We start from the raw sequence: 26,559 nt of genomic DNA, 5'->3' as shown, positions 1-26,559 counted from the left end.
GAACGGGGCAGGGCGGAGCCCCTTCCAGGTCGTGAATGCAAATGCATGAATAGATTGAAGAAAAAGCTTGCCATCGAAATCGCCTTTGCCTATAGTTGCGCGCCTCGGTGATGCAGATGCAGCCGCCGAGCAAATCTGGTGAGGTGTCCGAGCGGTTGAAGGAGCACGCCTGGAAAGTGTGTATAGGAGAAATCTTATCGAGGGTTCGAATCCCTCCCTCACCGCCAGATCTGAGAGAACCCCTGAGAGCCCAGCTCCAGGGGTTTTTTCTTGCCTGCGATTTGGCTAGGCGAGCCGAGCGTCAGGCGGCCTGGGCGAAGGTCGCGGCGGTGTCCCGGGCGTTGGGCAGCACGGCCGTCAGCTGCTCCAGGTCGATGCTGGCGAACAGCGGGCCGCTCAGGTCCTGCACCTTGCTGTCGCCGGCGTTCTCGTGGAGCACCTCGGCCACGGCGACCGCCTGGGCCACGATCAGCGCATAGCCATTGCCTTCCGGTGCCTGCAACGGGCGGGCCTGGTAGCCGATGGCGTCGCGTAGCACCTGGGGCAGCTGCCAGCGGCGCGCCAGCTCTGCGCCTACCTCCGGATAGCCAAATCCCAGTTGCAGGGTTTCGTCCGCGGCGCGATGGCTGCTGGCGGTGGCGCGGCCGGCCAGGCTCGGTGCCAGCTCCGGCGCGCCGCTCTGGATCAGCAACTCGCCGATGTCATGCAGCATGCCGCAGGTAAAGGCGGTTTCCTGATCCAGGCCGGCCTGCTTGGCCAGCGGCTTGCACAGGCTGGCGACCAGGAAGCTGTTGTACCAGAAGGCCTGCAGATCGAAGCCGGGCGCGGATTTGAAGCCGCTGGCGAAGGCCGAGGCCAGCACCAGGGTGCGCAGGGTGTTGAAGCCCAGGCGCAGGGCGGCGTCTTCGATGCTGGTGGATTCACGGGCGCCGCGGAAGCGCGCCGAATTGGCCAGGCGCAGTACCTTGGCGGCGATGACCGGATCGCGCGCCACGGTGCGCGACAGGGTTTCGATGCTGGTGTTGGGGTCGTCGAACTGCCGGATCAGAACCTGCGCCACCTCGGGAACGTTGGGCAGGTTGTGCAGCTGGGCAAAGAGGGTGTCGAGTTGCATGGGCGTCTCCGCGGAAAAGGGTTACATCTCCTTACACCCTCGTCATCGGTCGTCTGTGCGGATTTCTGTAGCTGTCATGTGACGATCGGTCGCAGCCCGGGCGGCCAATACCGGCTAGCCGGGAAAAATTGCTTTGCTGGTCAGGGACCTGCCGCCAGCGAGCCAGGCCTGCCTGGCTGCGCCCTTACCGTTCGTCGAGGGCGAAATCGATCTGGGTCAGGCCCGCTTCGCTGGCTTCCAGCACCCAGCCGCGACGGTCCCAATCGCCCAGCACGATACGTTCGGCCGGCTGGCCATCGAGTAGCAGTTCATGGCGGGCGGGCCTGTGGGTATGGCCGTGGATCAACGTCGTCACCCGGGCGGCGCGCATTTCCCGCTCGACCTCGGCCTCGGTGACATCGGTGATGTCCATGGCCTTGGCCCGGGTCTGCTGGCGACTCTCGCTGCGCAGCTTGCGTGCCAGCTTCTGGCGACTGGCCAGTGGCAGGTGGCGCAGGACGAAGAGGGTGAGGGGGTTGCGCAGGATGCGGCGCAGCTTCTGGTAGCCCTCGTCACGGGTGCAGAGGGTGTCGCCATGCATCAACAGCACCCGGCGGCCGTGGAAGTCGGCGATATGGCGATCCGGCAGCAGGCGGCAGCCGGCCTGGCGGCAGAAGGCCTTGCCGATGAGGAAGTCGCGATTGCCATGCATCAGGTAGACGGCCGTGCCGCTGTCGGCCAGTTGGCGCAGGGCGGTGGCGATTTCCTGCTCGAAGGCACCCATGGCGTCGTCGCCGATCCAGGCTTCGAACAGGTCGCCAAGGATGTACAGGGCCTCGGCACCGCGGGCACGGGTTTCGAGGAGATGCAAAAACGCCCGGACCAGGTCCGGGCGTTGCGGTTCGAGATGCAGGTCGGAGACCAGTAAAATCACTCGACGATCTCGGCCTTCTCGATGATCACGTCTTCGCTCGGCACGTCCTGGTGACCGGCCTTGCTGGTGGTGGCGACGCCCTTGATGGCGTTGACCACGTCCATGCCCTCGACGACCTTGCCGAACACCGCATAGCCCCAGCCCTGGCTGGTGGGCGCGGTATGGTTGAGGAAGGTGTTGTCGGACACGTTGATGAAGAACTGCGCCGAGGCGGAGTGCGGGTCCATGGTGCGGGCCATGGCGACGGTGCCGATCGCGTTGGAGACGCCGTTGTTGGCCTCGTTCTTGATCGGAGCGCGGGTCGGCTTCTGCTTCATGCCCGGCTCGAAACCACCGCCCTGGACCATGAAGTTGCTGATCACACGGTGGAAGATGGTGCCGTCGTAGTGACCGCTCTTGACGTATTCCTTGAAGTTGGCCGCGGTTTCGGGCGCCTTGTCCTCGAAGAGTTCCAGGGTGATGACGCCGTGGTTGGTGTGCAGCTTGATCATGGCAGCGAATCCGTAGCTAAGGGGGACAGCATCCAGACCCGGCGAGGGCCTCAAGGGTTTCGCCGGGACTTGACGGGTTGGGCTATGATACGGGTTTACCTTTGCCCGGCCTACCCTGGCCGTGCGTCTGCCCAGTTAAGGATCCCATGAGCAAGCCGACTTCCGACTCGTCCACCGCCGCCAAAGCCGCCCCCGCGCATTTCCTGCGGCAGATCGTCCAGGCTGACCTGGACGCCGGCAAGCAGGCCAAGATCGTCACCCGTTTCCCGCCCGAGCCCAACGGCTACCTGCACATCGGTCATGCCAAGTCGATCTGCGTGAACTTCGGCCTGGCCAAGGAATTCGGCGGCGACTGCCATCTGCGCTTCGACGACACCAACCCGGCCAAGGAAGACCAGGAATACATCGACGCCATCAAGAGCGACGTGCACTGGCTGGGCTTCGACTGGGCCGGCGAGGTGCGCTACGCCTCCGCCTACTTCGACCAGCTCTACGCCTGGGCCGTCAACCTGATCGAGCAGGGTCTGGCCTATGTCTGCGACCTCACCCCCGAGCAGGCCCGCGAATACCGTGGCAGCCTCACCGAGCCGGGTCGCAACAGCCCCTTCCGCGACCGTTCGGTGGCCGAGAACCTGGACCTCTTCGCCCGCATGAAGGCCGGCGAATTCAAGGACGGTGAAAAGGTGCTGCGCGCCAAGATCGACATGGCCTCGCCCAACATGAACCTGCGCGATCCCATCCTCTATCGCATCCGCCACGCCCATCACCACCAGACAGGCGATGCCTGGTGCATCTATCCGAGCTATGACTTCACCCATGGCCAGTCCGATGCCCTGGAAGGCGTGACCCACTCCATCTGCACCCTGGAGTTCGAGGATCATCGCCCGCTGTACGAATGGTTCCTGGCCAAGCTGCCGGTGCCGGCCCAGCCACGCCAGTACGAATTCGCCCGCCTCAATCTGAACTACACCGTCACCAGCAAGCGCAAGCTCAAGCAGCTGGTGGACGAAGGCCACGTGCACGGCTGGGACGATCCGCGCATGTCGACCCTGTCGGGCTATCGCCGTCGCGGCTACACCCCGGCCGCCATCCGCAACTTCTGCGAGATGATCGGTGTGACCCGCTCCAACGGCGTGGTCGACGTGGCCATGCTGGAATTCGCCATCCGCGAGGACCTGGACCAGAACGCCCCGCGCGCCATGTGCGTGCTCAAGCCGCTCAAGGTGGTGATCACCAACTACCCCGAGGGCCAGGTCGAGAATCTGGAACTGGCGCGCCATCCCAAGCAGGATCTGGGTGTGCGCCAGCTGCCCTTTACCCGCGAGCTGTACATCGACCAGGGTGACTACGAAGAGAATCCGCCCAAGGGCTACAAGCGCCTGGAGCCGGGTGGCGAGGTGCGCCTGCGCGGCAGCTACGTGATCCGCGCCGACGAAGCCATCAAGGACGCCGACGGCACCGTCGTCGAACTGCGCTGCAGCTACGACCCGGACACCCTCGGCAAGAATCCCGAGGGCCGCAAGGTCAAGGGCGTGATCCACTGGGTGCCGGCCGAGGGCAGCGTGGAGTGCGAGGTGCGCCTCTACGATCGTCTGTTCCGTTCGGCGCAGCCGGAGAAGAGCGAAGAGGGCGGCAGCTTCCTCGACAACATCAACCCCGACTCCCTGGTGGTGCTCCAGGGCTGCCGCGCCGAGCCGTCGCTGGCCCAGGCCCGGCCGGAAGACCGCTTCCAGTTCGAGCGCGAGGGCTACTTCTGCGTCGATCCCAAGGATTCGGCGCCCGGCAAGCCGGTGTTCAACCGCACCGTGACCCTGCGCGATTCCTGGGGGCAATGATGGCGCTGCACCTCTACAACACCCTGACCAAGACCAAGGAAGCCTTTACGCCGCTGGTGCCGGGGCAGGTGCGGATGTACGTCTGCGGCATGACCGTCTACGACTATTGCCACCTGGGCCATGGTCGCAGCATGGTGGCCTTCGACGTCATTACCCGCTGGTTGCGTCATAGCGGCTACGACCTGACCTACGTGCGCAACATCACCGACATCGACGACAAGATCATCAACCGCGCCAACGCCAACGGTGAGCCGTTCACCGACCTGGTGGCGCGGATGATCGAGGCGATGCACGAGGACGAGGCGCGGCTGAATATCCGCAAGCCCGATCAGGAGCCGCGCGCCACCGAGCACATCGACGGCATGCACGCCATGATCCAGACCCTGATCGACAAGGGCTACGCCTATGCCGCGGGCAATGGCGACGTCTACTACCGGGTCAATCGCTTCGCCGGCTACGGCAAGCTGTCGCGGCGGCGCATCGAGGACCTGCGCATCGGTGCCCGCATCGAGCCGGGCGAAGCCAAGGAGGATCCGCTGGACTTCGTGCTGTGGAAGGCCGCCAAGCCGGGCGAGCCGAGCTGGCCGTCGCCCTGGGGCGCCGGGCGGCCGGGCTGGCATATCGAGTGCTCGGTAATGTCCACCTGCTGCCTGGGCGAGACCTTCGACATCCACGGCGGCGGCAACGACCTGGAATTCCCGCACCACGAGAACGAGATCGCCCAGAGCGAGGCGGCCACCGGCAAGACCTACGCCAACGCCTGGCTGCATTGCGGGATGATCACCATCAATGGCGAGAAGATGTCCAAGTCGCTGGGCAACTTCTTCACCCTGCGCGAGGTGCTGGAAAAGTACCACCCCGAGGTGGTGCGCTACCTGCTAATCGCCAGTCACTACCGCAGTCCGATCAACTACTCGGAAGACAACCTGCGCGAGGCCAAGGGTGCTCTGGAGCGCTTCTACCACTCGCTCAAGGGCTTGCCCCAGGCGCCGGCGCAGGGCGGCGAAAGCTACGCCGAGCGCTTCGCCAGGTGCATGGACGACGACTTCAACACCGCCGGCGCCTGCGGTGTGCTGTTCGAGTTGGCCCGCGAGATCAACCGCCTGCGCGAGAGCGATCCTGCCACGGCGGCTGGCCTGGCCGGGCGGTTGCGCGAACTGGGTGAGGTGCTGGGCGTGCTGCAGCTGGAGCCGGAGGCCTTCCTGCGCGCCGACGCGGCGGGGCGGGTGGATGCGGCCGAGGTCGAGGCGCTGATCCAGGCGCGCCTGAACGCGCGCGCGGAAAAGAACTGGGCGGAATCCGACCGCATCCGCGACCAGCTCACTGCCCTGGGCGTGGTGCTGGAAGACGGCAAGGGCGGCACCACCTGGCGCCTGGTGGAATAGGTCTGCGATCAGCTGGATGACGGTTCTGCGTCATCCAGCTGATCTGGCCTGGTCCACCGTCCCATCCCGGGAAAACGCTGCGCGGTTTTCCGGACTACGGAGTGCGTCGTAGGATGGACAACGGCGAAGCCTTGTCCATCGCTCCAAACCTCAGGGCTTTTTGCGCGGCTTGCCGAAACCGGGCGACTTGCGTACCGACTTGACCTTCGGCTTGCCGTCTTCCACCCAGCGACCCAGGGGCTTGTCCGACACCGGCGCGCCCACCTTGGGCTTCTTCGGCTTCTTGGGTTTCTTCACGACCAGGCCGTTGGGTCGGGTTTCCGGGACCCGGTGATCGGGGATGAAGTCCGGTTCGTCGCGGCGCTGCAGGACCTGGCCGATCAGCGTCTCGATCGCGGCCAACTGCTCCACTTCATCCGCGCAGACCAGCGACACGGCCTGGCCCTGGTTGCCGGCACGCCCGGTCCGGCCGATGCGGTGGACATAGTCCTCGGCGACGATGGGCAGGTCCAGGTTGACCACCAGCGGCAGGTCCTGGATGTCCAGGCCACGCGCAGCCACATCGGTCGCCACCAGGATGTCGGCCTCGCCGGCCTTGAAACGGGCGAGGGCGCGCAGCCGCGCGGGCTGGGGCTTGTCGCCATGGATGGATTCGGCGGCCAGACCTTCGGCCTGCAGCGCCTCCACCAGTTGCTCCACACCCTTGCGGGTCTTGGCAAACACCAGCACCTGGCCATGGCGACCGCTGCGATGGAGGTGCAGGAAGAGTTCGGTCTTGCGCTTCTTGTCGACCGGCACCACCCACTGCTTGACCGTGACGGCAGCGGTGTTGCGCGGACTCACGTCGATCGTCTGGGGATCGCGCAGCACGGGCGCGGCCAGCTGGCGCACGGCGTCGGAGAAGGTCGCCGAGAACAGCAGGGTCTGGCGCTTGCGCGGCAGCATGACGAACAGCTCGCCCAGTTGCCGCGAAAAGCCCAGGTCGAGCATGCGATCGGCTTCGTCCAGCACCAGCAGCTGCACCTGGTCGAAGCGCACGGCGTTCTGGCTGAACAGGTCGAGCAGGCGCCCGGGGGTCGCCACCAGTACGTCCACGCCCTTGCGCAGCTTCATCATCTGCGGATTGATGCTGACGCCGCCATAAGCCACTGCGGTGCGCAGCGGCAGATGCTGGGCGTAGTCGCGCAGACTGGCATGGACCTGTTCGGCCAGCTCGCGGGTGGGGGTAAGGATCAGCGCACGGATATGGTTGGGCGCCACCGCCGGGCCTTCCTGCACCAGTCGCTGCAGGAGCGGCAGGCCGAAGGCGCCGGTCTTGCCGGTGCCGGTCTGGGCGGCGGCCAGCAGGTCGCGACCGGCCAGCACCGCCGGGATGGCCTGGCGCTGGATCGGGGTAGGGGAGCTGTGCTCCAGGGCGCTAAGCGCCTGCAGCAGCGGATCTATGAGGCCGAGGTCGGCAAAGGTCATGACGGGCCCGCAAGGCGACGAAAAGGGAGCGAATTCTAGGCCGACTGTGACGCGTGCTCAAACTTTGTAGCCAAGCGGCGGCTGCAGGCGGAATCCCGGCACGGCATAGTGGTCAGTTCCGTGGCTACAGGAGACCCCATGAGCGCTACCCCTACCTTGCCCCCGGTCCTGGCCGGCCCGCTGCTGCGGCGCACCGAGGCCTCCCGGTTGCTGCTCTGGCTGGTGACCACCACGGCCGAGGTGCCTGTCCCGCGGCTGTGGCAGGGCGAGGTCGAGCTCGGGGCCCAGGCCGAGGTGCGGTGCCTGCGCCTGGGCGAGCACGCCTATCTGCAACTGATCGATGTCCGGCCCGACGCCGCGTTGCCGGTCGACGCCTTCATCCAGTACGACGTGCGGCTGGCCGCAGGCGGAATTGGTGATTGGGCGCCGCACCTGCTCTCCACGCAGGGCGAGCTGCCACGCTTCGTGCTGCGCGCGCGCTTCGATCACCTGCTTCACGGCTCCTGCCGCAAGCCTCATCATGCCTCGGCCGATGGCCTGATCGCGGTAGATCGCCTGCTGCAGGCCTGCACGGCCCCCGCGGAGCGGCCCGCGGCTCTGCTGCTCACCGGCGATCAGGTCTATGCCGACGATGTCGCCGGGCCGATGCTGTTGGCGGTGCAGGCACTGATCCGCCGCCTCGGCCTCCATGGCGAGGGTCTCGAAGGCGCGGTGGTGGCGGACAGCGACGCGCTGATGGCCCATCCGGCCAACCTCTATCATCGCGAAGACCTGCTGCCGGCCTTCAAGTCCAACCGGGCGCTGCGTGAGAAATTCTTCGGCGGGGTGGAAAAGCCGATCTTCACCTCCACCAATGCGCACAATCACCTGGTGACGCTGAGCGAGGTGCTGGCGCTCTATCTGATCTGCTGGTCGCCGACGCCCTGGACCCTGATCGAGGTCATGCCGCCGGCGCTGGACGCCAGGGACCAGGAGCGTTACGCCGCCGAATCGCGCTGCATCGACGGCTTCGTCGCGACCCTGCCCCAGGCGGCACGAGCCCTGGCCTGGGTACCGACGCTGATGATCTTCGACGACCACGACGTCACCGACGACTGGAATCTGTCCGCCCGCTGGGAGGAGACCGCCTACGGCCACCCCTTTTCCCGGCGCATCCTCGGCAATGCGCTGCTGGCCTATCTGCTCTGCCAGGCCTGGGGCAACGCTCCGGAAGCGGTAGCCGAACCCCTCGCGGCCACTGCCCGCCTGCTGGACACGGCGGGCGACGACGGCATGCTGGATTGCCCGGTGCAGAACAGCTGCATCGACGATCTGCTGCGCTTCCAGGGTTGGCATTATGTGCTCAAGACCGATCCGCCGCTGATCGTGCTGGACACCCGCACCCGTCGCTGGCGCAGCGAAAGACGCCTGGAGCATCCGTCGGGCTTGATGGACTGGGAAGCCCTCTGCGAATTGCAGCAGGATCTGCTGGACCATCCCTCGGCGGTGATCGTCTCGGCCGCGCCCATGTTCGGCGTCAAGCTGATCGAGGCGGTGCAGCGTATCTTCACCTGGTTCGGCCAGCCGCTGATGGTGGATGCCGAGAACTGGATGGCTCATCCCGGTGCGGCCAAGACCATGCTCAACATCTTTCGCCACCGGCGCACCCCGGGCAACTACGTGGTGCTCTCCGGCGACGTGCACTATTCCTTCGTCTACGACATCCGCATCCGTGACCGACGGGGCGAGCCGCGGCTCTGGCAGATCACCAGCAGCGGCATCAAGAACGAATTTCCGCCGCCCCTGCTGGCGACCCTGGACCGGCTCAATCGCTGGCTCTATGCGCCCTGGTCGCCGCTCAACGGCTTCACCAAGCGTCGCCGCTGGGAGCTGCAGCCACGCCTGCCCGATCGCCGCGAGGCCGGCGAGCGGCTGTGGAACGGCGCCGGTATCGGCCAGGTGCTGCTGGACGAGGAAGGGCGGCCGGCGGTGATCCGCCAGCACAATGCCGATGGCTCGCCGGCCACCGAGTTCGTCGAACGCCCGGCCTGAGGTCAGCGCGGCCGCTTGCTAGGTTCTCGAGGGGGACAGGCGCCTGATCAGCCAGGTCGAGATCCAGTACAGCGGCTCCAGCACCAGAAAACCCAGCAGGATACCGCCCAGCCGCGCCATGCCTGCCACCGGGTCGATATGGTCATAGTGGTCAGGCACCATCACCACCAGAAACGCCAGCGCGAACTGCATGCCGAGATAGCCGATACCGAGCGGGCCGTTCTCGAGGTGTCTGCCGATCAGCACGCCGAGCGCGACGCCCGCCAGCGTCAGCCAGAGACTTTCCTGGCTGACCAGCAGCAGAATGGCCGCCAGGCCGCCGCCGAGCAGGCAGCCGAGCATTCGATGCAGCAGCCTTCTGGAGACTGCCTTGCCGGCGCTGCTCAGGCCGTCGAAGGGAACGACCATGACCGCCAGGATGGTGATGGCGGCCTGGCTGATGTCCACCGCGATCTTCCCCGTCGCGCCCAGCGCCAGCAGGGCCAGGGCCAGACCGCCCTGTAGCGCATGGCGCAATGCCAAGGGTTGCCAGACACCCAGGGTTCGCGGCGCTGAGGCTACCGTGGTCGGTACCCTGGGCCATAGGCGGGCACGGACGCCGTAGGTGGAAAGCGCGCTCACCAGTACGCAGGCCGAGGTGCCGAGCGCCACTTCCAACAGGCGCGACAGGGCGTATTGCTCGAGCTGAGCGGGTGCCTGGAGGCTCGCCAGGACCACCATGGCGTAGGTGAGGCCGCCCAGCAACCAGGCGTAGCCATAGCGGCCCACCAGGGTCAGATAGAGGGTGATGCTGCCCACGGTGCCCAGCAGTAGAGCCTGCTCGTAGGGGTTCAGCTGCAGGTGGCGCAGGACGAGCAGGGCACCTGCGGCGCCGATACAGGTACCCAGCACTCGCAGGCAGCCGCGTGCGCAGCTGTCGCGGACATCTGACCTCATCACGATATAGCCGCTGAAAGCCGCCCAGCCGACATGCTGAACCCAGGCCAAATGGCCGAGCAGGATCGCCAGCAAGACCGAGGTCAGGGTTTCCAGTTCGTCGACCAGGCGGCGACGGTCGCGGCCGAACTGGCGGAGATCTCCCGCCAGATCGCGCAACAACTGCCTGAATTCCGACAACGCCTGGGAAGGTGGCATGGATCCATGATGATCGCCGTGGTCGCTGCCTATGCTACCGCGCCCGGTCGCCGTCTGGCATCACCGGGGCCGGCCGCGAGCGGTAGAGCGGCATCGCGCCGGGACTGCTCAGGCCGACCTGCCACCAGCGGCCAGCCAGCGCAGCACACCCTGGCCCGCCGCCCGGCCACTGGCAAAGCAGGCCGTGAGCAGATAGCCGCCGGTGGGTGCTTCCCAGTCGAGCATCTCGCCCGCACAGAAGACGCCAGGCAATTGCCGCAGCATCAGGCCCTCGTCCAATGCTTCCAGGGGCACGCCGCCCGCGCTGCTGATGGCTTCCGCCAGGGGGCGCGGTCTGACCACGGTGAGCGGCAGGGCCTTGCAGGCCTGAGCCAGCCGAGCCATGTCCTGAAACGTTTCCGGTGGGGCCAGCTCGCGAAGCAGGGCGGCGCGGGCACCGTCGATCCCGGCGTGACGCCGCAGATGATTGGCGAGGGACTGGCTGCCGCGTGGCTTGGCGAGTGCCCGCTCGAGCTCGGCGAGGTCGCGCTGGGGTGCCAGATCCAGGGTCAGGGTTGCCTGGCCGTGACGTTCGATGGCCGAGCGGATCTCGGCGGACAGCGCATAGACCAGACTGCCTTCGATACCGGTCTCGGTAAGGACGAATTCGCCCTGGCGCGGCGGTTGGCCGGGCAGGGCCAGGGCGGCCGGCTTGATCGGCGCGCCGGCGTGACGTGTCCTGAGAAAGTCACTCCAGCCAGCGACCTCGAAGCCACAGTTGGCCGGTTCCAGCGCTCGCAGTGTAACGCCACGTTCGGTCAGCAAGGCCTGCCAGGCACCGTCCGAGCCCAGGCGCGGCCAACTGCCGCCGCCCAACGTCAGTACACAGGCCTGGGACTGCAAGAGGCGCTCGCCTTCCGGGGTCGCCAGGCGCAGTCGGTCCTCGGCGTCCCAGCCCAGCCAGCGGCTGCGGGTGTGGATGCGTACGCCCTGGTCGCGCAGCCGATGCAGCCAGGCACGCAACAGCGGCGCGGCCTTCATGTCGGTGGGAAACACCCGCCCCGAGGTGCCGACGAAGGTCTCGATACCCAGCTCATGGATCCAGGCGCGCAGGGCATCGCTGTCGAAGGCATCGAGCCAGGCGCTGACGTCGCCTTCGCGCTCGCGATAGCGCTGGCGGAAGGTGGCCTGCTCCTCGGCATGGGTGATGTTCATGCCGCCCACGCCGGCCAGCAGGAACTTGCGGCCCACGGAGGGCATGGCGTCGAAGAGGTCCACGGGGATGCCGGCGGCGGCCAAGGTCTCGGCCGCCATCAACCCGGCAGGACCACCCCCGATGACAACGACGGCAGGGGTGGCGGGGGAGAGAGACATGGCGGCATCCAGGAGCTACGGAAAGCCGCCATTGTACGCGAGGTGCCGGGCTCTTAGACCACGCCAGCCTGACCCAGGGGCGCCGCCAGGGGTTCTTCCAGTCGCTCCGGAATCAGGGGCTCCGTGCGTCCCGGCGTCAGGATCACCTTGCGGCAGTCCTCCTGCTTCTTGTCGAAGATCTTGTAGCCCTCGACCGCCTGCTCCAGGGACATCCGGTGGGTGATGATGGCCTCCGGTGCCAGGTCGCCGCGGTCGATGTGTTCCAGCAGTTCCGGCAGATAGCGCTGCACGTGGGTCTGGCCCATCTTGAAGGTGAGACCCTTGTCGAAGGCGTCGCCGAACAGGAAGCCATGGATGAAGCCGGCATAGACGCCCGGGACACTCACGGTGCCGCCACGGCGTACCGCGGCGATGCACTGACGCAGGGCCTTGCCGCTGCTGCCTTCCAGCTTGAGGTTGGCGAGGATGGTCTCGGTGGTGCTGCCCTTGGCCTCGAAGCCAACCGCATCCACCACGCCGTCGACGCCGCGCTTGCCAGGGGTCTGCTCGATGATGGTCGCGGCCGGGTCATCGTCTTCGTCGAAGTTGATCGGGATGACGCCATAAGTCTGCTGGGCATAGGCCAGGCGATAGGGATGGTGATCGACCATGAAGATGCGCTCGGCACCCAGCATCCGCGCACAGGCCGCGGACAGCAGGCCGACCGGCCCGGCGCCGTAGATGGCGATGCTCGATCCCTGGCCGATGCCGGTGTTGAGCACCGCCTGCCAGGCGGTGGGCAGGATGTCGGAAAGGAACAGTACTTTCTCATCGGCCAGGGTGCCGGGTACCTTGAAGGGACCGGTGTTGGCCTTGGGTACGCGCACGTATTCGGCTTGGCCGCCCGGTACGCCGCCGTAGAGGTGGCTGAAGCCGAACAGGGCGGCACCCGGCGGAATCTGCTTCTTGTTGAGGATGGCGCCACGACCGGTATTGGTGGTCTCACAGGCGGCATAGAGATCCTGGTTGCAGAAAAAGCAGCTGCCACAGGCGATGACGAAGGGGATCACCACCCGGTCGCCTTTCTGCACGGCCGTGACCTCTGAACCGGTTTCCTCGACGACGCCCATGAATTCGTGGCCGAAGATGTCACCGTGCTCCACGGTGGGAATTTTACCGCGATAAAGGTGCAGGTCCGAGCCGCAGATGGCCGTGGCGGTCACCCGCAGGACGATGTCGTCAGCGTCCTGGATGGTCGGATCAGGCACGGTATCGACGCGGACATCGTGGGCACCGTGGTAGGTCAAGGCTCGCATGGCGGTCTCCGTAGGGCGGTAAGCACCTAGGATGGAGGCCGCCGCCAGCCGAGCGGTTCCGCGGCCTCGGACCGGTGGTATGGCACCTTGATAGCGACCGATCGCGGCTTTTCGCCGCCAGTGCCCAGGCTAGAGCCGGGCAGGCGCAGCGGCGTCAGCGGTTGCGGATATAGACGGCCTTGCCCGCGCTGCGATCGGCAGGGTCGCGTTCCTGGACCTCGAAACGATCGCCATGGGCCTTGACCAGACCGCTGAACTTGCGATGCCCATAGAGGCGGGCGTCGAAATCCGGACGCACCTTGCCCAGGTTGGTGCCGACCAGGCCCAGATTGGCCCAGCCGCCTTCGTCGGAGGCGTCTTCCACCGCCTGTTCGATGAGCTTGAGGATGGTGCTCAGCTTGGGCTTGCCGCGATTGGTGGTGGCCGGCTTGTCGGTGGTACTGCTAGCTTCCCGCGGCTCTTCCCGCGGCTTGGATCTGAGGATCTCGGTGTAGATGAATCTGTCGCAGGCCGAGACGAAGGGGTCCGGGGTCTTTTCTTCGCCGAAGCCATAGACCATCAGCCCTTCCTCGCGCAGCCGCGCCGCCAGGCGGGTGAAGTCGCTGTCGCTGGAAACCAGACAGAAACCATCGAAGCGACGGGTGTAGAGCAGATCCATTGCGTCGATGATCAGGGCGCTGTCGGTGGCGTTCTTGCCCTTCGTATAACCGAATTGCTGCACCGGCTGGATGGAGTGGTCGAGCAGCACCTTTTTCCAGCTGTTGAGTTGCGGTTGGGTCCAGTCGCCATAGATGCGCTTGACGCTGGCCACACCGAAGCGGGCAATCTCGGCCATGAGACCGTCGACGATGGCAGCCGGCGCGTTGTCGGCATCGATCAGTACAGCCAGGCGCGCCTGGCTGGATTCAGAGGTCTTGACTGTCTTGCTCATGAAAACTCCTGTTCAGGTCAGACCCAGTTCCTGCCAGACCTGGGTCGCGGTGTGATGGAGAATGCCGTGCCGGCGGGCCAGGGCCTGGCGATCGGCGGAATAGCCGCCGCCGATGACTCCCACGACCGGTATATCCGCCGCCAGGCAGCGTCGCAAGACGAAACCGTCCCGGGCGGCGAGACCGGCATCGGTGAGATCCAGATAGCCCAGGGCGTCATCGCGGTGGACGTCGACGCCGGCGTCGTAGAGCACCACGTCGGGTTGATGAAGGGGCAGCAGGTAGCCCAGGGCCTCGTCGAGAACCTGAAGATAGCCGGCGTCGTCCAGGCCGCGGGGCAGGGGGATATCCCAGTCGCTTTGCGCCTTGCGCGCCGGATAGTTAATGGCGCAGTGCAGCGAGACGGTGACGGCGTCCGGCACCTCGGCGAGGATGCGTGCGGTGCCATCGCCCTGGTGGACGTCGCAGTCCAGGATCAGCACCCGCCCGGCGCGCCCACTTTCCAGCAGCGACAGCGCCAGGATCGCCAGGTCGTTGAAGATGCAGAAGCCGGCTGGATAGTCGTGGTGCGCATGATGGGTACCCCCGGCGAGGTGACAGGCCAGGCCATGGCGCAGCGCCAGCTCCAGGGTGAGCAGGGAGCCGCCCACGGCGCGGATGGTGCGGCGCACCAGGGCTTCGCTCCAGGGCAGGCCCAGCTGGCGCTGCAGCGGCGGCGCCAGCTCGCCGGCCTGGAAGGCGCGGATGTAGGCGGGCGCATGGGCCAGCGCCAGCAACTCGTCCGGGCAGAGCTCGGGCCGCTGCCAGTTGTCCGTGCCGAGAATGCCGCTGGCGCTCAGGTGCTCGTGCAGCAGGCGGAATTTCTCCATCGGAAAGCGATGGCCTGCGGGGAAGGACGGACTGTAGTCCTCGTGGTAGACCAGTGGCAGGCGCGTGCTCAAAACACCAGGAGCTCCAGGATGAACCAGAGGATGCCGGTGCAGAAACCCAGTGCCAGAAGGAACAGCAGACCATCGCGGGCGATCAGCGACAGGGCGAAGGAGGTCAATGCCAGTCCCGCCGTGGTGTTGGCGAAGGGCACCAGATCCAGTACCGGCATGGTCGCGGCGATCAGGATGCAGAGCAGGGCGGTGACGAAGTGCGCCGGGCGCGAGGTGAGCACCCGCAGTCGCGACTTGACCACCTTGTCCACCCAGCGCGCCGGCCGCTGCAGCAGCCGCAGCGACTTGCGCAGCTTGCCGCGCGAAACCGAGCGCTGCAGCACCCAGCGCGGCAGCCAGAAATGATCCCGGCCAAGCAGCAGTTGGCCACTTACCAGCATCACGAAGACGGCAATGGCGGTGGCGATACCGGGAATGCCGGTCAGCGGCGAGATCGCCAGTACCCCCGGCAGGAGAATCATGGGGCCGAAGGAGCGGCTGCCGATGGCATCGATCAGGTGCTGCACCGAGACCTGGTTCGGGCTGTTACCCACCCGCTCCAGGCAGGCCAGAAAGCTCTGGAGGTCTACCGGGCCATCCTGCCCGGCATCGCAGCTGGCGGGCTCGTGCTCCAGGGCCTCGTCCTTCATGGCTGGCCGCTGTCCAGCATGCGACGGATCCAGCGGGTCAGGTCCTGGCGGCCATAGGGCTTGTTGAGAATCGGAAAGCGTTCGCCGTTGCCTTCCTCGAGTTCCAGCGCGTTGTTGGCGTAACCCGTGGTCAGCAGGATGCGCAACTCGGGCTGCCGCCGCTGGGCCTCCTTGGCCAGCATCACGCCATTCATACCGCCCGGCATGATGAGATCACTGAACAACAGATCGACGGCGGGCTCGCGAGCGAGGATGTCCAGCGCCTGCTGGCCATTGTGGGCGACCAGCACCTGGTAGCCGGTTTCTTCCAGGATGGCCTGGGCCAGCGCCGCCACGTCCGGTCGGTCATCCACCACCAGGATGGTCTCGGAGCCACCGCCGTCTTCGTGCGGGGTCGGCAGGGGTGCCGGATGCTCACGCGCCTCCTCTTCGGAAACCGGGAAGTAGAGACGCACCGAGGTGCCTATGCCGACTTCGGAATAGAGCCTGACCAGGCCGCCCGACTGCTTGAGAAAGCCATAGACCATGGACAGGCCCAGGCCGCTGCCCTGGCCTTCGTCGCGGGTGGTGAAGAAGGGGTCCAGGGCGCGCCCGAGCACGTCGGTGGACATGCCGCTGCCGGTGTCGGTCAGGGCGATGCAGACATAATGCCCCTGGGCCAGGCCACCGTGGGCCAGGTCCTGGCCATTGACCTCGACGTTGAGGGTCTCCAGGGTCAGGGTGCCGGCGCCTCGCTCCTGCATGGCCAGGCGGGCGTTGTCGACGATATTGAGCAGCGCCGTTTCCAGCTGGATCGGATCGAGACGGCAATTCCACAGCGCCGGTGCTGGTCGGAAGATGAAGCGGAAGGGCTCACCCAGCGCCTGGGTCAGGCGCCCCTGGCGGGCATTGATGAGCTTGTTCAGGTCCACCGCGCGCCCGGTCAGGCGTTGCTTGCGAGCAAAGGCCAGCAGCTGCTGGGTCAGGGTCGCCGCTCGATTCACCGCGTCGCGGGTGTTGTCGACATGGCGCTTGGCCTTGTCCTTGTCCAGTTCCGGACGGTCCAGGTTGATCCTCAGGATATCCAGGTAGCCGACCATCACCTGCAGCAGGTTGTTGAAGTCATGGGCGATGCCACCGGTGAGTTGGCCCAGGGCTTCCATCTTCTGCGCCTGGCGCAGGGCGTCCTCGGCATCGCGCCGACGGGAGACATCCAGCTGCGAGGCGAAGTAGTAGCGCAGGTGCCCCTCGTGATCGAACACCGGCGAAATGAACAGCGCGTTCCAAAAGGTCGAGCCGTCCTTGCGGTAGTTGAGCAGCTCAATGTCGCAATCGCGTTGCTCGCGTACGGCATTGCGGATTTCGGCGATGTGCTCCGGACGGGTGTCAGGCCCTTGCAGGAAGCGGCAATTGCGCCCCATCACCTCGTCCAGGGCATAGCCGGTGGTACGCAGGAAGGACTCGTTGGCGAAGATGATCGGATTATCCGGCTGATGCGGATCCGTCACGATCATCGGCATCCGGGTCTTCTTCACGGCGGCGAAGAAGATGTCGTCGTGTCCGAGGCCCTTGCCCAGCTCCGCGATCTGCGCTGCGGAAGGGTGGGGAGACGAAGCGTTGGCGGTTTCGGTCATGGAAAGGAAGCCTGCGAGCGGACAGCGATACCTTCATTGTGACCGCTTATGCGGCCACAAGCTCCACCAGTTATCGTCATACGATGAGCAATGTGTCTGGAAGCACGGCGAACGCACAGGATTTGACCGGTTTTGCGTATGATGATCGCTCTCTGTCAAGGAACCCTCCCCATGAGTAAGGTGCTGGACAACCTGGTCGATCTGCTGACCCTCGAATCCCTGGCCCCCGATCTGTATCGCGGCGGCAGCCAGGATCTCGGCTTTCCCCAGCTCTTTGGTGGACAGGTGCTGGGTCAGGCGCTGTCGGCGGCCAGCCAGACCGTGCCGGTGGAGCGCCGCGTGCACTCGCTGCATGGTTACTTCCTGCGCGCCGGTTCGGCGGTGGAGTCGGTGACCTACCAGGTGGATCGCATCCGCGATGGCGGCAGCTTTTCCACCCGCCGGGTCACCGCCTTCCAGGGCGAGCAGCCGATCTTCTTCTGCAGCGCCTCCTTCCATGTCGAGGAGCCTGGCTTCGAACACCAGACGACCATGCCGGAGGTGCCCGCACCCGAGACCCTGCAGTCGGAGATCGCTCATGCCCAGCGCTATGCCGAGCTGATCCCCGCGCCGCTGCGCGACAAGCTGCTGGGGCCACGGCCGATCGAGATGCGCCCGGTGGTCTTTACCGATCCCTTCAAGCCGGAGCCGACCGAGCCGGTCCGCCACGTCTGGTTCCGCGCCACGGGCGATTTGCCGGACCAGCCGGCGCTGCACCGCTACCTGCTGGCCTATGCCTCGGACTTCAACCTGCTGCCAAGTTCGCTGCTGCCTCATGGCACCAGTTTCTGGGATCGCTCGCTGCAGATCGCCAGCCTCGACCATGCGGTCTGGTTCCACCGCGATTTCCGTCTGGACGACTGGCTGCTCTATGCCATCGACAGTCCCTGGGCCGGTGGCGCGCGTGGCCTGTGCCGCGGCAGCATCTACAACCGCGCGGGCCAGCTGGTGGCCTCGGTAGCCCAGGAAGGACTGATTCGCAAACGCGGCTAAGACCAGGCCCCCTGGCTGGCTATTTCGGTAGCACCCTTATAGGCTCTTGCCTGCGAAGCACCGGGCGCCTGTCCAGGCGTCCCAGACACATCATTAGTTTGAGGCATCGTTCTTGAATCGACTCGAGCGCGTCGTAACCGGTATCCAGGGGCTGGATGAGATCTTGAAGGGAGGCCTGGTCGCAGGCGCGTCCTATGTCATCCAGGGCCGTCCGGGCTCCGGCAAATCGATCATGGCCAATCAGATCGCCTTCAACCATGTGCGCGGCGGTGGCCGGGTGCTGTTTGCGACCATGCTGTCGGAAACCCACGAGCGGATGTTCCAGTTCTTTTCCACGCTGGATTTCTTCGACCGCTCGTGCATCGGGGATCAGGTCCAGTACCTGAGTGCCTTCGACACCATGGAAGGCGAGGGGCTGGATGAGGTCGTGCGCCTGCTGCGGCGCGAGATCAGCCGGCAGAAGGCCAGTCTGCTGGTGGTGGATGGCCTGCTCAATGCGCGCTCGCGTGCGGAAACGCCCATCGACACCAAGAAGTTCATCGCCGAGTTGCAGGGGCATGCGGCCTTTGCCGGTTGCACGGTGATCTTTCTCACCAGCGCGCGTCTCGAAGATGGCAGCCCGGAACACACCATGGTCGATGGCGTGCTGGACCTGCACGAGGAAGAGATCGGCAGTCGCACCATCCGCCGCCTGGCGCTGCGCAAGACCCGCGGTAGCGGCGCGTTGCCGGGCTTCCACGAATTCACCATCTCCGATGCCGGCATTACCGTGTTTCCACGGTTGGAAACTCTCTATCGCGATCCCTCGGTGGGCGCGACCTATCGCCTTGGGCACCAGCGGGTAACCAGTGGCGTGGCTTCGCTAGATGCCATGATCGAGAACGGGCTACCGGAAAGCTCGACCACCTTGCTCATGGGGCCTTCGGGTGCCGGCAAGACGTCCATTTCGCTGAATTTCCTGGCCGCCTGCACGCCCGAGGCCCCCGGTCTGATGTTCAGCTTCTATGAACCGCCGGAGCGGCTGCAACTCAAGGCCGACGCCCTGGGGCTCGATCTGGCCGGGCGTATCGATCAGGGCGCACTGCACATGCACTGGCAGCCCACGACCGAGTTGCGCCTTGATGAAGTGGGTCTGAAGCTGCTCGCGCTGGTCCAGCAGCACGGCATCAGACGGCTGGTGATCGACAGCCTGGGCGCCATTGCCCGCTTCGCCCTGCCACAGGGGCGGCTCATCGAATACTTCAGCGCATTACTGAACGAGCTGCGTACCCAGGGCGTCACAGTTCTAGCTACCTGGGAATTACGGGACATGTTTGGCGCGGACATAGCAGCGCCGGCCCCCGAACTTTCCAGCATGGTGGACAATCTGATCTTGCTGCGATTCGTCGAGGCCGAGGCGGAGATCAAAAGAGTTCTGTCCATCCTCAAGGTGCGGGATAGCCTTTATGACCCCTCGCTACGCGAGATGGTGATAGACAACTCGGGAATCGAACTGAAAAAGGCGTTCAAAGACATGGTGAAGGTGCTTTCCGGTTCAGCCATGCCCTCAATACAACCATGATCGCGTCGGCTGGGAGAGTCTCCACATGACGACGATACTGGTAGTCGATGACGAATTTCTGATAGCGGACATCCTGGCCTTCGCTCTTGAAGACGAAGGCTACATGGTGGTCAAGGCGAGCAACGGCCGCCGAGCGCTTGATGTCTTCGATCGAGAACTACCGTCGCTGGTCATCACCGATTTCATGATGCCGGTGATGAATGGCCGTGAGCTGGCGGAAGCGTTACGTGAACGCCAGGGCCTGCAACACCTGCCCATCATCCTCATGAGCGGGGCCCAGGCACACCTGGCCCAGGAGAGTTCGGAGCTGTTCGATGCCGTGTTCCAGAAGCCGTTCAACATCGGCGAAATCGTGGACGCGGTACACAAGCACCTGGTAACGCTGGAACGTTAATGGGCTCCACAGCAAAAAGGCCTGTCTAGACAGGCCTTTTTGCTGTGGAGCTGGCGCAGTGGCCAGCCCCGGCGTCTCCGATCAGGAGCGCGAAAGCAGTACGCCCAGCACGAAACCGACACCGCCGGCGATGGCCAGGGCAGTGAAGGGCTTGTCGGCGGTCACATTGCGCGCGCAGTCGATGGCCTGCCCATATTGCTCCTGCAGCTTGCCTTCCAGTTGACGGGCCTTGCCCTCGGCTTGCCAGTCGGCATTGCCGGTCGCTGCGCCGAAACTGTCCTGGACCTTGCCGGTAGCGTCCTTGGCATTGCCTATGATCTGATCGGTATTCATAAATGCACCTCGTGTGGGGAAACGGGGGAGGTCATGCCAAACGGCATGCTTCCTTTATTGATCCGCGCCAGACGCATTTCGTTCAGGTCAATTTGCTGTTCGCGACATCTTTCGCGGTTCCCTGTCGAGAGGATTCATGATCTCCAGCCGTCTTTCCGTCCTTTGCCTGCTGTTGCTACTGGCTGGCTGCAGCACCCAGCAGCCGCCGGTCGAGTCCCCGACCAGTGCCGATGACCTCTTCACCCGTCCGGTCAGCGCCGAAAGCGTTCTGCGCGAAGGTTCACGCCTGCAGCTGGCACTTGCCCTGGCAGAGGGCGGTTCCGCCTTGGTTTCTCTGGATTGCGCGGCCGACCAGGCCGAGCTGCTCTACCTTGATGGTGCTCAGCGGGTCTATCCCGGACGGGTGAATGCCTATGCCGTGCCCCTGCCGCTGAGCGCTGCCAAGGTCGCGACGCTCAGGCAGCGTCCCGATGTGGCGGCGCTCTGCGCCCAGCCGGTCAACACCGACTGGCGCGCCCTCGCCAGTGGCCCTGGCGGTGACACCCTGGTGATCGACCGTAACAGCCTGGTGGATGCCAACGGAATACGCCGCTTCTGGGGCGGTCAGCAACTGGCCGTCGCGGTGCAGACGCCGCGCTATGGCGCTCCGGTGCGTCAGTGGCGCGAATCCCTGGCCGCCGATTGCACGGCGCGTCGTTACCTGCTGCTGGCGCGCTACGGCCTGGACGACCGCGGGCGGGTGACCGACAGCCAGCTGGGCGCCCAGGGCCAGGAGGCCTTCACGGCGGCGCCGGTCGAGCGGCGTACGCTGCTGGAAGCCGCCTGTGATCGTCGGGACGCCTTACTGGCCACGCCACGCCTGGATGGGGTCAAGGCTGCCGACACCGCACCGGCCGCACCACCGCCCCTCGGCGAATTGCCCGCGCCGCAGGCTCAGCCCCTGCAGGCGTTGAAGGCGCAGGCGTTACCCGCGCCGCGTCTGGCCGTCCAGCGCTTCGTGGAGGAGGGCGAAAGTCGCTACGAAGGCCAGACCCATGCCTATCGCGAAGAGGTGCAGGTCAGCCCTGGCCCGCAGCCCGGACTGCTGCGCTTCAGTGCCCAAGGCAAGGCTGCCCGGGTCGATTCGCTCAACTGGCGCGGGCTGATCGATCTGGTACGTCGTACCCGTATCGACAACGGCAATCTGCCGGTGGAAGAGGTGGCCAGCCTGGACCAGCTGAGCTTCAGCGGCGACTGGCGCGCCCTTGCCGTGGGTAGCCAGGTAGGCTATCAAGCGCGGCAATCCCTGACCGGCAATCTCAAAGGCACCGAGCAGCGCGAAATCAGGTTGTCCTGCAAGGTGGTGAGCGAAGGCGAGGCACGCAAGGTACTGGCCAGCCTCAGCGGGCGGGCCAAGACCCTGGAGTGCCAGCATGGCGAGACGGGGAGCGGGCCGCGGAGTCGCTGGACCTATCTGGAAGACTACGGCTTCTTTCAGCTGACCAGTGTCGGCGCCGGCCGTGCCATGGGGCTGGAAAAGCACCTGAAGGAGCTGCGATAGCCGAACCAGAGCCCTTGGCCGAAAGACGGACGCTCAGGAAAGGTCTGGAAGTTCCCAGGCGATATTTTCCTTATAGGTAAAGATCACTCTCTCAAAGCGCTCTTTTTGGCGAATTAGTACCTGGAGTACGCTGTGTCTATCGAAACAGCACAACCAAGAGGTATTCGCTATGAAAGTCCTGGGTGTCCAAGCCATCGTCGCCGTCCTGTTCCTGGGCCTGCTGTCGGGTACGGCGTCCGCAGCCAGCCGCGACGTATCGAACAAATCGATCCGTGCCAATGCGCAAACGCAGTTCCAGTCGGAGCATCCGAACCGGGTCTCCGCGCTCTACCAGAACAACGCCAACTAGTCTGGCGGCTGTCTCGACGCCCCGGCGACCCACTCATCGCCGGGGCGTCGTGCTATCTAGCGAGCTGCCAGGGACACGTCTCAGCCATTTCCCCGAGCGATTTTCGTCCCCGCCAGCCTCCGGCAAAGCCGCGGTTCAGCACCTTCCTGACGGCCGTCGTCTCTTGCTCTGCAGCGGTCGGCGGCGCAGGCTGGGCGTCCGTCAGCAGAACGAGACAGAGTGATGAAGATCGGCGAATTGGCCAGACGTACCGATTGCGCGGTCGAGACCATCCGCTACTACGAGCGGGAGGGGCTGCTGAGCCCGGCAGCGCGTAGCAGCAGCAACTATCGCAGCTATGACGACACTCAGGTCGAGCGTCTGGTATTCGTCCGCCATTGCCGTTCGCTGGACATGACGCTGGAGGAGATTCGGGCCTTGCTGGCCCTGCGCGACACCAGCGAACCCGGCTGTGCCCAGGTGGATGCCCTGATCGGCGCCCATCTGCATCATGTCGAAGTGCGCATCCGCGAATTGAATCAGCTTCGCGAGCAACTGGTGACTCTGAGGCGTCACTGCCAGGGAGAGGGCGAGGGTGACCGTTGCGGCATCCTGCGCGAACTCGGTCAACCGGCGGCGCCGTCAGCGACTACTGCCAGTTGCAGTGCGGCCGGACACGCCCATGTGCCCGGCACCCACCGTCTGCACGACTAGCCACGACTCAGAGCGTCTCTGTCCAGAGGTCGTACTCGTCGGCGTCGGTGACCCGGACCCAGACCTTGTCGCCCGGCTTGAGGGGATTGGCGCTGTCGACATAGACGTTGCCATCGATTTCCGGGGCATCGGCGTAGGAGCGGCCGATGGCGCCTTGCTCGTCCACCTCGTCGATCAGGACCTCGATCTCGCGACCGATCTTGAGCTGCAGGCGCGCCGCGGAAATGGCCTGCTGGTGCGCCATGAAGCGCTCCCAGCGCGCCTGCTTGACCTCGTCCGCCACCGGCTCCAGGCCCAGTTCGTTGGCAGGTGCGCCTTCGACCGGTGAATACTGGAAGCAGCCGACGCGATCCAGCTGGGCTTCGGTGAGCCAGTCCAGCAGGTACTGGAAGTCTTCCTCGGTCTCGCCGGGGAAGCCGACGATGAAGGTGGAGCGGATGGTCAGCTCAGGGCAGATCTCGCGCCAGCGCTTGATGCGCGCCAGGGTCTTGTCCTCGAACGCCGGGCGCTTCATCGACTTGAGCACCTTGGGGCTGGCGTGCTGGAAGGGGATGTCCAGGTAGGGCAGCAGCTTGCCGGCGGCCATCAGCGGAATGACGTCGTCAACATTGGGGTAGGGGTAGACATAGTGCAGGCGCACCCAGACGCCCATGCCCGACAGCGCCTCGCACAGTTCCAGCATGCGCGTCTTGACCGGCTGGCCGTTCCAGAAGTCCAGCCGGTACTTGAGGTCGACACCGTAGGCGCTGGTGTCCTGGGAGATCACCAGCAGCTCCTTGACGCCCGCCTTGACCAGGCGCTCGGCCTCGGACAGCACGTCACCCACCGGGCGGCTGACCAGCTTGCCGCGCATGGAGGGGATGATGCAGAAGCTGCAGCTGTGGTTGCAGCCTTCGGAAATCTTCAGATAGGCATAGTGGCGCGGGGTCAGCTTGATGCCCTGGGGCGGCACCAGGTCGATCAGCGGATTGTGCTCCAGCTGCGGCGGCACCACCTCGTGCACGGCGTTGACCACCTGCTCGTACTGCTGCGGCCCGGTCACCGCCAGCACGCTGGGATGCACGCCGCGGATGTTGCCCTCGTCCACGCCCATGCACCCGGTGACGATCACCTTGCCGTTCTCGGCGATGGCCTCGCCGATGGCGTCCAGGGATTCGGCCTTGGCGCTGTCGATGAAGCCGCAGGTGTTGACCACCACCACGTCGGCGTCTTCATAGGTCGGCACGATCTCGTAGCCTTCCATGCGCAGCTGGGTGAGGATGCGTTCGGAATCGACGGTGGCCTTGGGACAGCCGAGGCTGACGAAACCGACCTTGGGGGCGGACGTTTGGATGGACATGGGCTAACCTCGGCGGGCGCTCAGGAGGCGCCTTGATCAAAAAACGCGCGATTCTAGCCATCTCTGCCGCCGCTTGGAAGGGGCAGGCGGGTCCTGGCGACCGCGCAGAGCTTTTTGCCGACCAAGGAGTCTATGGTGCTGGAAGCGCTGCGCCGAGAGGTTGCGCGCGCCACGCTACCGGCCTTTTCAACTTGATCCTGACGCCGCTTCGGCGCAGGATGCGCCGATTTTAGACTCTAGGAGCCCTGCATGAGCCGTCCGGAACACGAGCACGGTGGTAAAGCCCCTTCGGCCTTGGGAATGATCGTGCTCGCCACCGGCGTGGTATACGGCGACATCGGCACCAGTCCTCTCTATACCCTCAAGGAAGTCTTTTCGCCGCACTACGGCCTGCCGCTGAATCACGACAGCGTGCTCGGCATCCTGTCGCTGATCTTCTGGTCGCTCATCTGGGTCGTCACCCTCAAGTACATCACCTTCGTCATGCGCGCCGACAACCAGGGCGAGGGCGGCATCATGGCCCTCACAGCCCTGGCTCGCCGCGCCGCCCAGGGCTCGCCACGCCTGGCCACCACCCTGGTCCTGCTGGGGCTGTTCGGCGCCGCGCTCTTCTACGGCGACAGCATGATCACCCCGGCGGTCTCGGTGCTGTCGGCGGTGGAGGGCCTGGAGCTGGCCTTCGATGGCCTGGACGCCTGGGTCGTACCCATTGCCCTGGTGATCCTGGTCGGCATCTTCGCCATCCAGAAGCGCGGTACCGCCACCATCGGCAAGTTCTTCGGGCCGGTGATGGTGCTCTGGTTCACCACCCTGGGCGCCCTGGGTGTCTATGGCATCGTCCAGCAACCCGAGGTGCTCAAGGCCTTCAATCCCTACTGGGCGGTGCAATTCTTCGTCGACAACCCGGTGAAGGGCTTCATCGTGCTGGGTGCGGCGGTGCTGGCGCTGACCGGCGCCGAAGCGCTCTATGCCGACATGGGCCACTTCGGGCGCAAGCCCATCGCCCGGGCCTGGCTGCTGCTGGTGCTGCCAGGGCTGGTGCTGAACTACTTCGGCCAGGGCGCGCTGCTGCTGGCCGATCCCGCGGCGGTGCGCAATCCCTTCTATCTGCTAGCTCCTGAGTGGCTGCTGCTGCCGATGATCGGCCTGGCGACCCTGGCTACCGTCATCGCCTCCCAGGCGGTGATCACCGGCGCCTTTTCCATGACCCGCCAGGCCATCCAGCTGGGCTACATCCCGCGCATGCAGGTCCAGCACACCTCCAGCCAGGAGCAGGGGCAGATCTACATCCCGCTGATGAACTGGGCGTTGATGCTGGGGGTGATTTTCCTGATCCTGACCTTCCAGTCCTCGGCCAACCTGGCCGAAGCCTACGGCGTGGCCGTGACGGGGACCATGCTGATCACCAGCTGCCTGGTGTCGGCGGTGATCCTGCTGCTGTGGAAATGGCCGCGCTGGATCATGGTGCCGCTGCTGATCGGCTTCCTGCTGGTGGACGTGCTGTATTTTTCCGCCAATGCGCCGAAGATCCTCTCCGGCGGGTCCTTCCCGGTTATCGCCGGTGTCATCATCTTCATCCTGCTGACCACCTGGAAGCGGGGCCGGCAACTGGTGGTGGAACGCCTGGACGATGGTGCCCTGCCGCTGCCGATCTTTATCAGCAGCATTCGCGCCCAGCCACCGTTCCGCGCCAAGGGCACCGCGGTGTTCCTCACCGCCCGCACCGATGTGGTCCCCCACGCCATGCTGCACAATCTGCTGCACAACCAGGTGCTGCACGAGCAGGTGGTGCTGCTCACGGTGCGCTACGAGGACCGTCCGCGGGTATCGCGCGGCGAGCGCATCGAGGTCGAGGACTTCGGTGACGGCTTCTATCGGGTAGTGTTGCACTATGGCTTCATGGACGAACCGGACATCCCCCTGGCGCTCAGCCACTGCCCCTATCCAGGGCTGGATTTCACTCCGATGCGTACCACCTACTTCCTCAGTCGGGAGACGGTGATCGCTTCCAAGCGGCTGGGCATGGCGCCCTGGCGGGAGAATCTCTTCGTCTTCCTGATGAAGAACGCCAACGGCAACCTGAGATTCTTCAAACTGCCGGTGAACCGGGTGATCGAACTGGGCACCCAGGTCGAGATCTAGTCCGGCGCAGCAAGAAAAAAGGCCCCAGCAGGGGCCTTTTCTTTGC

At 65.3% G+C, this 26,559-nt stretch carries 23 protein-coding genes and 1 tRNA gene; 11 read left to right on the top strand and 13 right to left on the bottom strand.

Features of this window, described 5'->3' with window-relative positions:
* Window positions 1-137: 137 nt before the first annotated feature.
* Window positions 138-227 (top strand) — tRNA-Ser (locus AABM56_RS14580).
* Between the two features lie 74 nt (window positions 228-301).
* Here the strand turns inward: AABM56_RS14580 and AABM56_RS14575 are convergent.
* The 3 genes from AABM56_RS14575 to AABM56_RS14565 all read right to left on the bottom strand — a co-directional run bounded on the left by AABM56_RS14575 (window position 302) and on the right by AABM56_RS14565 (window position 2,518).
* The gene (locus tag AABM56_RS14575; RefSeq protein ID WP_133861139.1) at window positions 302-1,114 is read right to left on the bottom strand and encodes an HDOD domain-containing protein; all 813 of its coding nucleotides are present in this window, start codon (window positions 1,112-1,114) and stop codon (window positions 302-304) included.
* A gap of 184 nt (window positions 1,115-1,298) precedes the next feature.
* Window positions 1,299-2,027, bottom strand: a complete 729-nt coding sequence (lpxH, locus tag AABM56_RS14570) for a UDP-2,3-diacylglucosamine diphosphatase (RefSeq protein WP_347883430.1) — start codon at window positions 2,025-2,027, stop codon at window positions 1,299-1,301.
* The gene (locus tag AABM56_RS14565; RefSeq protein WP_007158996.1) at window positions 2,024-2,518 is read right to left on the bottom strand and encodes a peptidylprolyl isomerase; all 495 of its coding nucleotides are present in this window, start codon (window positions 2,516-2,518) and stop codon (window positions 2,024-2,026) included. The genes lpxH and AABM56_RS14565 overlap by 4 nt, the downstream gene beginning before the upstream one ends.
* A 146-nt stretch (window positions 2,519-2,664) precedes the next feature.
* Between AABM56_RS14565 and AABM56_RS14560 the strand changes: the two genes are divergently transcribed.
* Both AABM56_RS14560 and cysS read left to right on the top strand, forming a co-directional pair.
* Window positions 2,665-4,353, top strand: a complete 1,689-nt coding sequence (locus AABM56_RS14560) for a glutamine--tRNA ligase/YqeY domain fusion protein (RefSeq protein ID WP_133861137.1) — start codon at window positions 2,665-2,667, stop codon at window positions 4,351-4,353.
* Window positions 4,353-5,738 (top strand): cysteine--tRNA ligase, encoded by a 1,386-nt coding sequence (gene cysS, locus AABM56_RS14555; protein ID WP_133861136.1) that lies wholly within the window; start codon window positions 4,353-4,355, stop codon window positions 5,736-5,738. Before AABM56_RS14560 ends, cysS begins: the two co-directional genes overlap by 1 nt.
* A gap of 150 nt (window positions 5,739-5,888) precedes the next feature.
* Here the strand turns inward: cysS and AABM56_RS14550 are convergent, their stop codons facing one another.
* Entirely contained in the window at window positions 5,889-7,205 is a 1,317-nt protein-coding gene (locus tag AABM56_RS14550; RefSeq protein WP_133861135.1) for a DEAD/DEAH box helicase, read from the bottom strand.
* A gap of 138 nt (window positions 7,206-7,343) precedes the next feature.
* Here AABM56_RS14550 and AABM56_RS14545 point away from each other — a divergent pair, with 138 nt between their 5' ends.
* A complete protein-coding gene (locus AABM56_RS14545; protein WP_347883429.1) occupies window positions 7,344-9,236 on the top strand; it encodes an alkaline phosphatase family protein in 1,893 nt (630 codons plus the stop codon).
* 18 nt (window positions 9,237-9,254) lie between these two features.
* Here the strand turns inward: AABM56_RS14545 and AABM56_RS14540 are convergent, their stop codons facing one another.
* From AABM56_RS14540 to AABM56_RS14510, 7 genes are all read right to left on the bottom strand, one after another.
* Window positions 9,255-10,370: an FUSC family protein gene (locus tag AABM56_RS14540; protein ID WP_347883428.1), complete on the bottom strand. Its 1,116-nt coding sequence runs from the start codon at window positions 10,368-10,370 to the stop codon at window positions 9,255-9,257.
* 108 nt (window positions 10,371-10,478) lie between these two features.
* Window positions 10,479-11,723: a TIGR03862 family flavoprotein gene (locus AABM56_RS14535; protein WP_133861133.1), complete on the bottom strand. Its 1,245-nt coding sequence runs from the start codon at window positions 11,721-11,723 to the stop codon at window positions 10,479-10,481.
* Between the two features lie 53 nt (window positions 11,724-11,776).
* On the bottom strand, window positions 11,777-13,018 hold the full coding sequence (locus AABM56_RS14530) for a zinc-dependent alcohol dehydrogenase (RefSeq protein ID WP_133861132.1): 1,242 nt from the start codon (window positions 13,016-13,018) through the stop codon (window positions 11,777-11,779).
* Between the two features lie 154 nt (window positions 13,019-13,172).
* Window positions 13,173-13,949 carry an NYN domain-containing protein gene (locus tag AABM56_RS14525; RefSeq protein WP_133861131.1) on the bottom strand — a complete coding sequence of 259 codons (777 nt, stop codon included), beginning with the start codon at window positions 13,947-13,949 and terminating at the stop codon, window positions 13,173-13,175.
* Between the two features lie 12 nt (window positions 13,950-13,961).
* Window positions 13,962-14,888, bottom strand: coding sequence for a histone deacetylase (locus tag AABM56_RS14520; protein WP_133861130.1), 927 nt, complete (start codon window positions 14,886-14,888; stop codon window positions 13,962-13,964).
* A complete protein-coding gene (locus AABM56_RS14515; protein ID WP_133861129.1) occupies window positions 14,885-15,517 on the bottom strand; it encodes an exopolysaccharide biosynthesis protein in 633 nt (210 codons plus the stop codon). The genes AABM56_RS14520 and AABM56_RS14515 overlap by 4 nt, the downstream gene beginning before the upstream one ends.
* Window positions 15,514-17,130 carry a histidine kinase famiy protein gene (locus AABM56_RS14510; RefSeq protein WP_133861128.1) on the bottom strand — a complete coding sequence of 539 codons (1,617 nt, stop codon included), beginning with the start codon at window positions 17,128-17,130 and terminating at the stop codon, window positions 15,514-15,516. Before AABM56_RS14510 ends, AABM56_RS14515 begins: the two co-directional genes overlap by 4 nt.
* Window positions 17,131-17,301: 171 nt before the next feature.
* Here AABM56_RS14510 and tesB point away from each other — a divergent pair, with 171 nt between their 5' ends.
* The 3 genes from tesB to AABM56_RS14495 all read left to right on the top strand — a co-directional run bounded on the left by tesB (window position 17,302) and on the right by AABM56_RS14495 (window position 20,117).
* Complete coding sequence (gene tesB / locus AABM56_RS14505) at window positions 17,302-18,162, top strand: acyl-CoA thioesterase II (protein WP_133861127.1); 861 nt, start codon at window positions 17,302-17,304, stop codon at window positions 18,160-18,162.
* Window positions 18,163-18,274: 112 nt separating this feature from the next.
* Window positions 18,275-19,723: an ATPase domain-containing protein gene (locus tag AABM56_RS14500; protein ID WP_133861126.1), complete on the top strand. Its 1,449-nt coding sequence runs from the start codon at window positions 18,275-18,277 to the stop codon at window positions 19,721-19,723.
* A gap of 25 nt (window positions 19,724-19,748) precedes the next feature.
* Window positions 19,749-20,117, top strand: coding sequence for a response regulator (locus tag AABM56_RS14495; protein ID WP_133861125.1), 369 nt, complete (start codon window positions 19,749-19,751; stop codon window positions 20,115-20,117).
* An 81-nt stretch (window positions 20,118-20,198) separates the two neighbouring features.
* Here AABM56_RS14495 and AABM56_RS14490 read toward each other — a convergent pair whose 3' ends face one another.
* The gene (locus AABM56_RS14490) at window positions 20,199-20,450 is read right to left on the bottom strand and encodes a CsbD family protein (protein WP_017642209.1); all 252 of its coding nucleotides are present in this window, start codon (window positions 20,448-20,450) and stop codon (window positions 20,199-20,201) included.
* 136 nt (window positions 20,451-20,586) lie between these two features.
* Between AABM56_RS14490 and AABM56_RS14485 the strand changes: the two genes are divergently transcribed.
* The 3 genes from AABM56_RS14485 (at window position 20,587) to cadR (ending at window position 23,032) form a co-directional block, all read left to right on the top strand.
* Window positions 20,587-21,990 carry a hypothetical protein gene (locus AABM56_RS14485; RefSeq protein WP_133861124.1) on the top strand — a complete coding sequence of 468 codons (1,404 nt, stop codon included), beginning with the start codon at window positions 20,587-20,589 and terminating at the stop codon, window positions 21,988-21,990.
* 169 nt (window positions 21,991-22,159) lie between these two features.
* Complete coding sequence (locus AABM56_RS14480; RefSeq protein ID WP_133861123.1) at window positions 22,160-22,339, top strand: hypothetical protein; 180 nt, start codon at window positions 22,160-22,162, stop codon at window positions 22,337-22,339.
* A gap of 222 nt (window positions 22,340-22,561) precedes the next feature.
* Complete coding sequence (cadR, locus tag AABM56_RS14475) at window positions 22,562-23,032, top strand: Cd(II)/Pb(II)-responsive transcriptional regulator (RefSeq protein ID WP_133861122.1); 471 nt, start codon at window positions 22,562-22,564, stop codon at window positions 23,030-23,032.
* A gap of 7 nt (window positions 23,033-23,039) precedes the next feature.
* Here cadR and rimO read toward each other — a convergent pair whose 3' ends face one another.
* Complete coding sequence (gene rimO / locus AABM56_RS14470) at window positions 23,040-24,365, bottom strand: 30S ribosomal protein S12 methylthiotransferase RimO (RefSeq protein WP_133861258.1); 1,326 nt, start codon at window positions 24,363-24,365, stop codon at window positions 23,040-23,042.
* Between the two features lie 306 nt (window positions 24,366-24,671).
* Between rimO and AABM56_RS14465 the strand changes: the two genes are divergently transcribed.
* Window positions 24,672-26,513: a potassium transporter Kup gene (locus AABM56_RS14465; protein WP_133861257.1), complete on the top strand. Its 1,842-nt coding sequence runs from the start codon at window positions 24,672-24,674 to the stop codon at window positions 26,511-26,513.
* Window positions 26,514-26,559 lie beyond the last annotated feature (46 nt).

The organism is Pseudomonas aestiva (genome assembly GCF_039908605.1).
Taxonomy (GTDB): domain Bacteria; phylum Pseudomonadota; class Gammaproteobacteria; order Pseudomonadales; family Pseudomonadaceae; genus Chryseomonas; species Chryseomonas aestiva.
This window is presented reverse-complemented; position numbering and strand designations above follow the sequence as displayed.

Excerpts from the sequence above, each read along its gene's own strand:
- AABM56_RS14575 (WP_133861139.1), bottom strand. The coding sequence starts at position 1,114 with ATGCAACTCGACACCCTCTTTGCCCAGCTGCACAACCTGCCCAACGTT.
- AABM56_RS14565 (WP_007158996.1), bottom strand. The coding sequence starts at position 2,518 with ATGATCAAGCTGCACACCAACCACGGCGTCATCACCCTGGAACTCTTC.
- AABM56_RS14560 (WP_133861137.1), top strand. The coding sequence starts at position 2,665 with ATGAGCAAGCCGACTTCCGACTCGTCCACCGCCGCCAAAGCCGCCCCC.
- cysS (WP_133861136.1), top strand. The coding sequence starts at position 4,353 with ATGGCGCTGCACCTCTACAACACCCTGACCAAGACCAAGGAAGCCTTT.
- AABM56_RS14550 (WP_133861135.1), bottom strand. The coding sequence starts at position 7,205 with ATGACCTTTGCCGACCTCGGCCTCATAGATCCGCTGCTGCAGGCGCTT.
- AABM56_RS14545 (WP_347883429.1), top strand. The coding sequence starts at position 7,344 with ATGAGCGCTACCCCTACCTTGCCCCCGGTCCTGGCCGGCCCGCTGCTG.
- AABM56_RS14540 (WP_347883428.1), bottom strand. The coding sequence starts at position 10,370 with ATGCCACCTTCCCAGGCGTTGTCGGAATTCAGGCAGTTGTTGCGCGAT.
- AABM56_RS14535 (WP_133861133.1), bottom strand. The coding sequence starts at position 11,723 with ATGTCTCTCTCCCCCGCCACCCCTGCCGTCGTTGTCATCGGGGGTGGT.
- AABM56_RS14530 (WP_133861132.1), bottom strand. The coding sequence starts at position 13,018 with ATGCGAGCCTTGACCTACCACGGTGCCCACGATGTCCGCGTCGATACC.
- AABM56_RS14525 (WP_133861131.1), bottom strand. The coding sequence starts at position 13,949 with ATGAGCAAGACAGTCAAGACCTCTGAATCCAGCCAGGCGCGCCTGGCT.
- AABM56_RS14515 (WP_133861129.1), bottom strand. The coding sequence starts at position 15,517 with ATGAAGGACGAGGCCCTGGAGCACGAGCCCGCCAGCTGCGATGCCGGG.
- AABM56_RS14510 (WP_133861128.1), bottom strand. The coding sequence starts at position 17,130 with ATGACCGAAACCGCCAACGCTTCGTCTCCCCACCCTTCCGCAGCGCAG.
- tesB (WP_133861127.1), top strand. The coding sequence starts at position 17,302 with ATGAGTAAGGTGCTGGACAACCTGGTCGATCTGCTGACCCTCGAATCC.
- AABM56_RS14495 (WP_133861125.1), top strand. The coding sequence starts at position 19,749 with ATGACGACGATACTGGTAGTCGATGACGAATTTCTGATAGCGGACATC.
- AABM56_RS14490 (WP_017642209.1), bottom strand. The coding sequence starts at position 20,450 with ATGAATACCGATCAGATCATAGGCAATGCCAAGGACGCTACCGGCAAG.
- AABM56_RS14485 (WP_133861124.1), top strand. The coding sequence starts at position 20,587 with ATGATCTCCAGCCGTCTTTCCGTCCTTTGCCTGCTGTTGCTACTGGCT.
- AABM56_RS14480 (WP_133861123.1), top strand. The coding sequence starts at position 22,160 with ATGAAAGTCCTGGGTGTCCAAGCCATCGTCGCCGTCCTGTTCCTGGGC.
- cadR (WP_133861122.1), top strand. The coding sequence starts at position 22,562 with ATGAAGATCGGCGAATTGGCCAGACGTACCGATTGCGCGGTCGAGACC.
- AABM56_RS14465 (WP_133861257.1), top strand. The coding sequence starts at position 24,672 with ATGATCGTGCTCGCCACCGGCGTGGTATACGGCGACATCGGCACCAGT.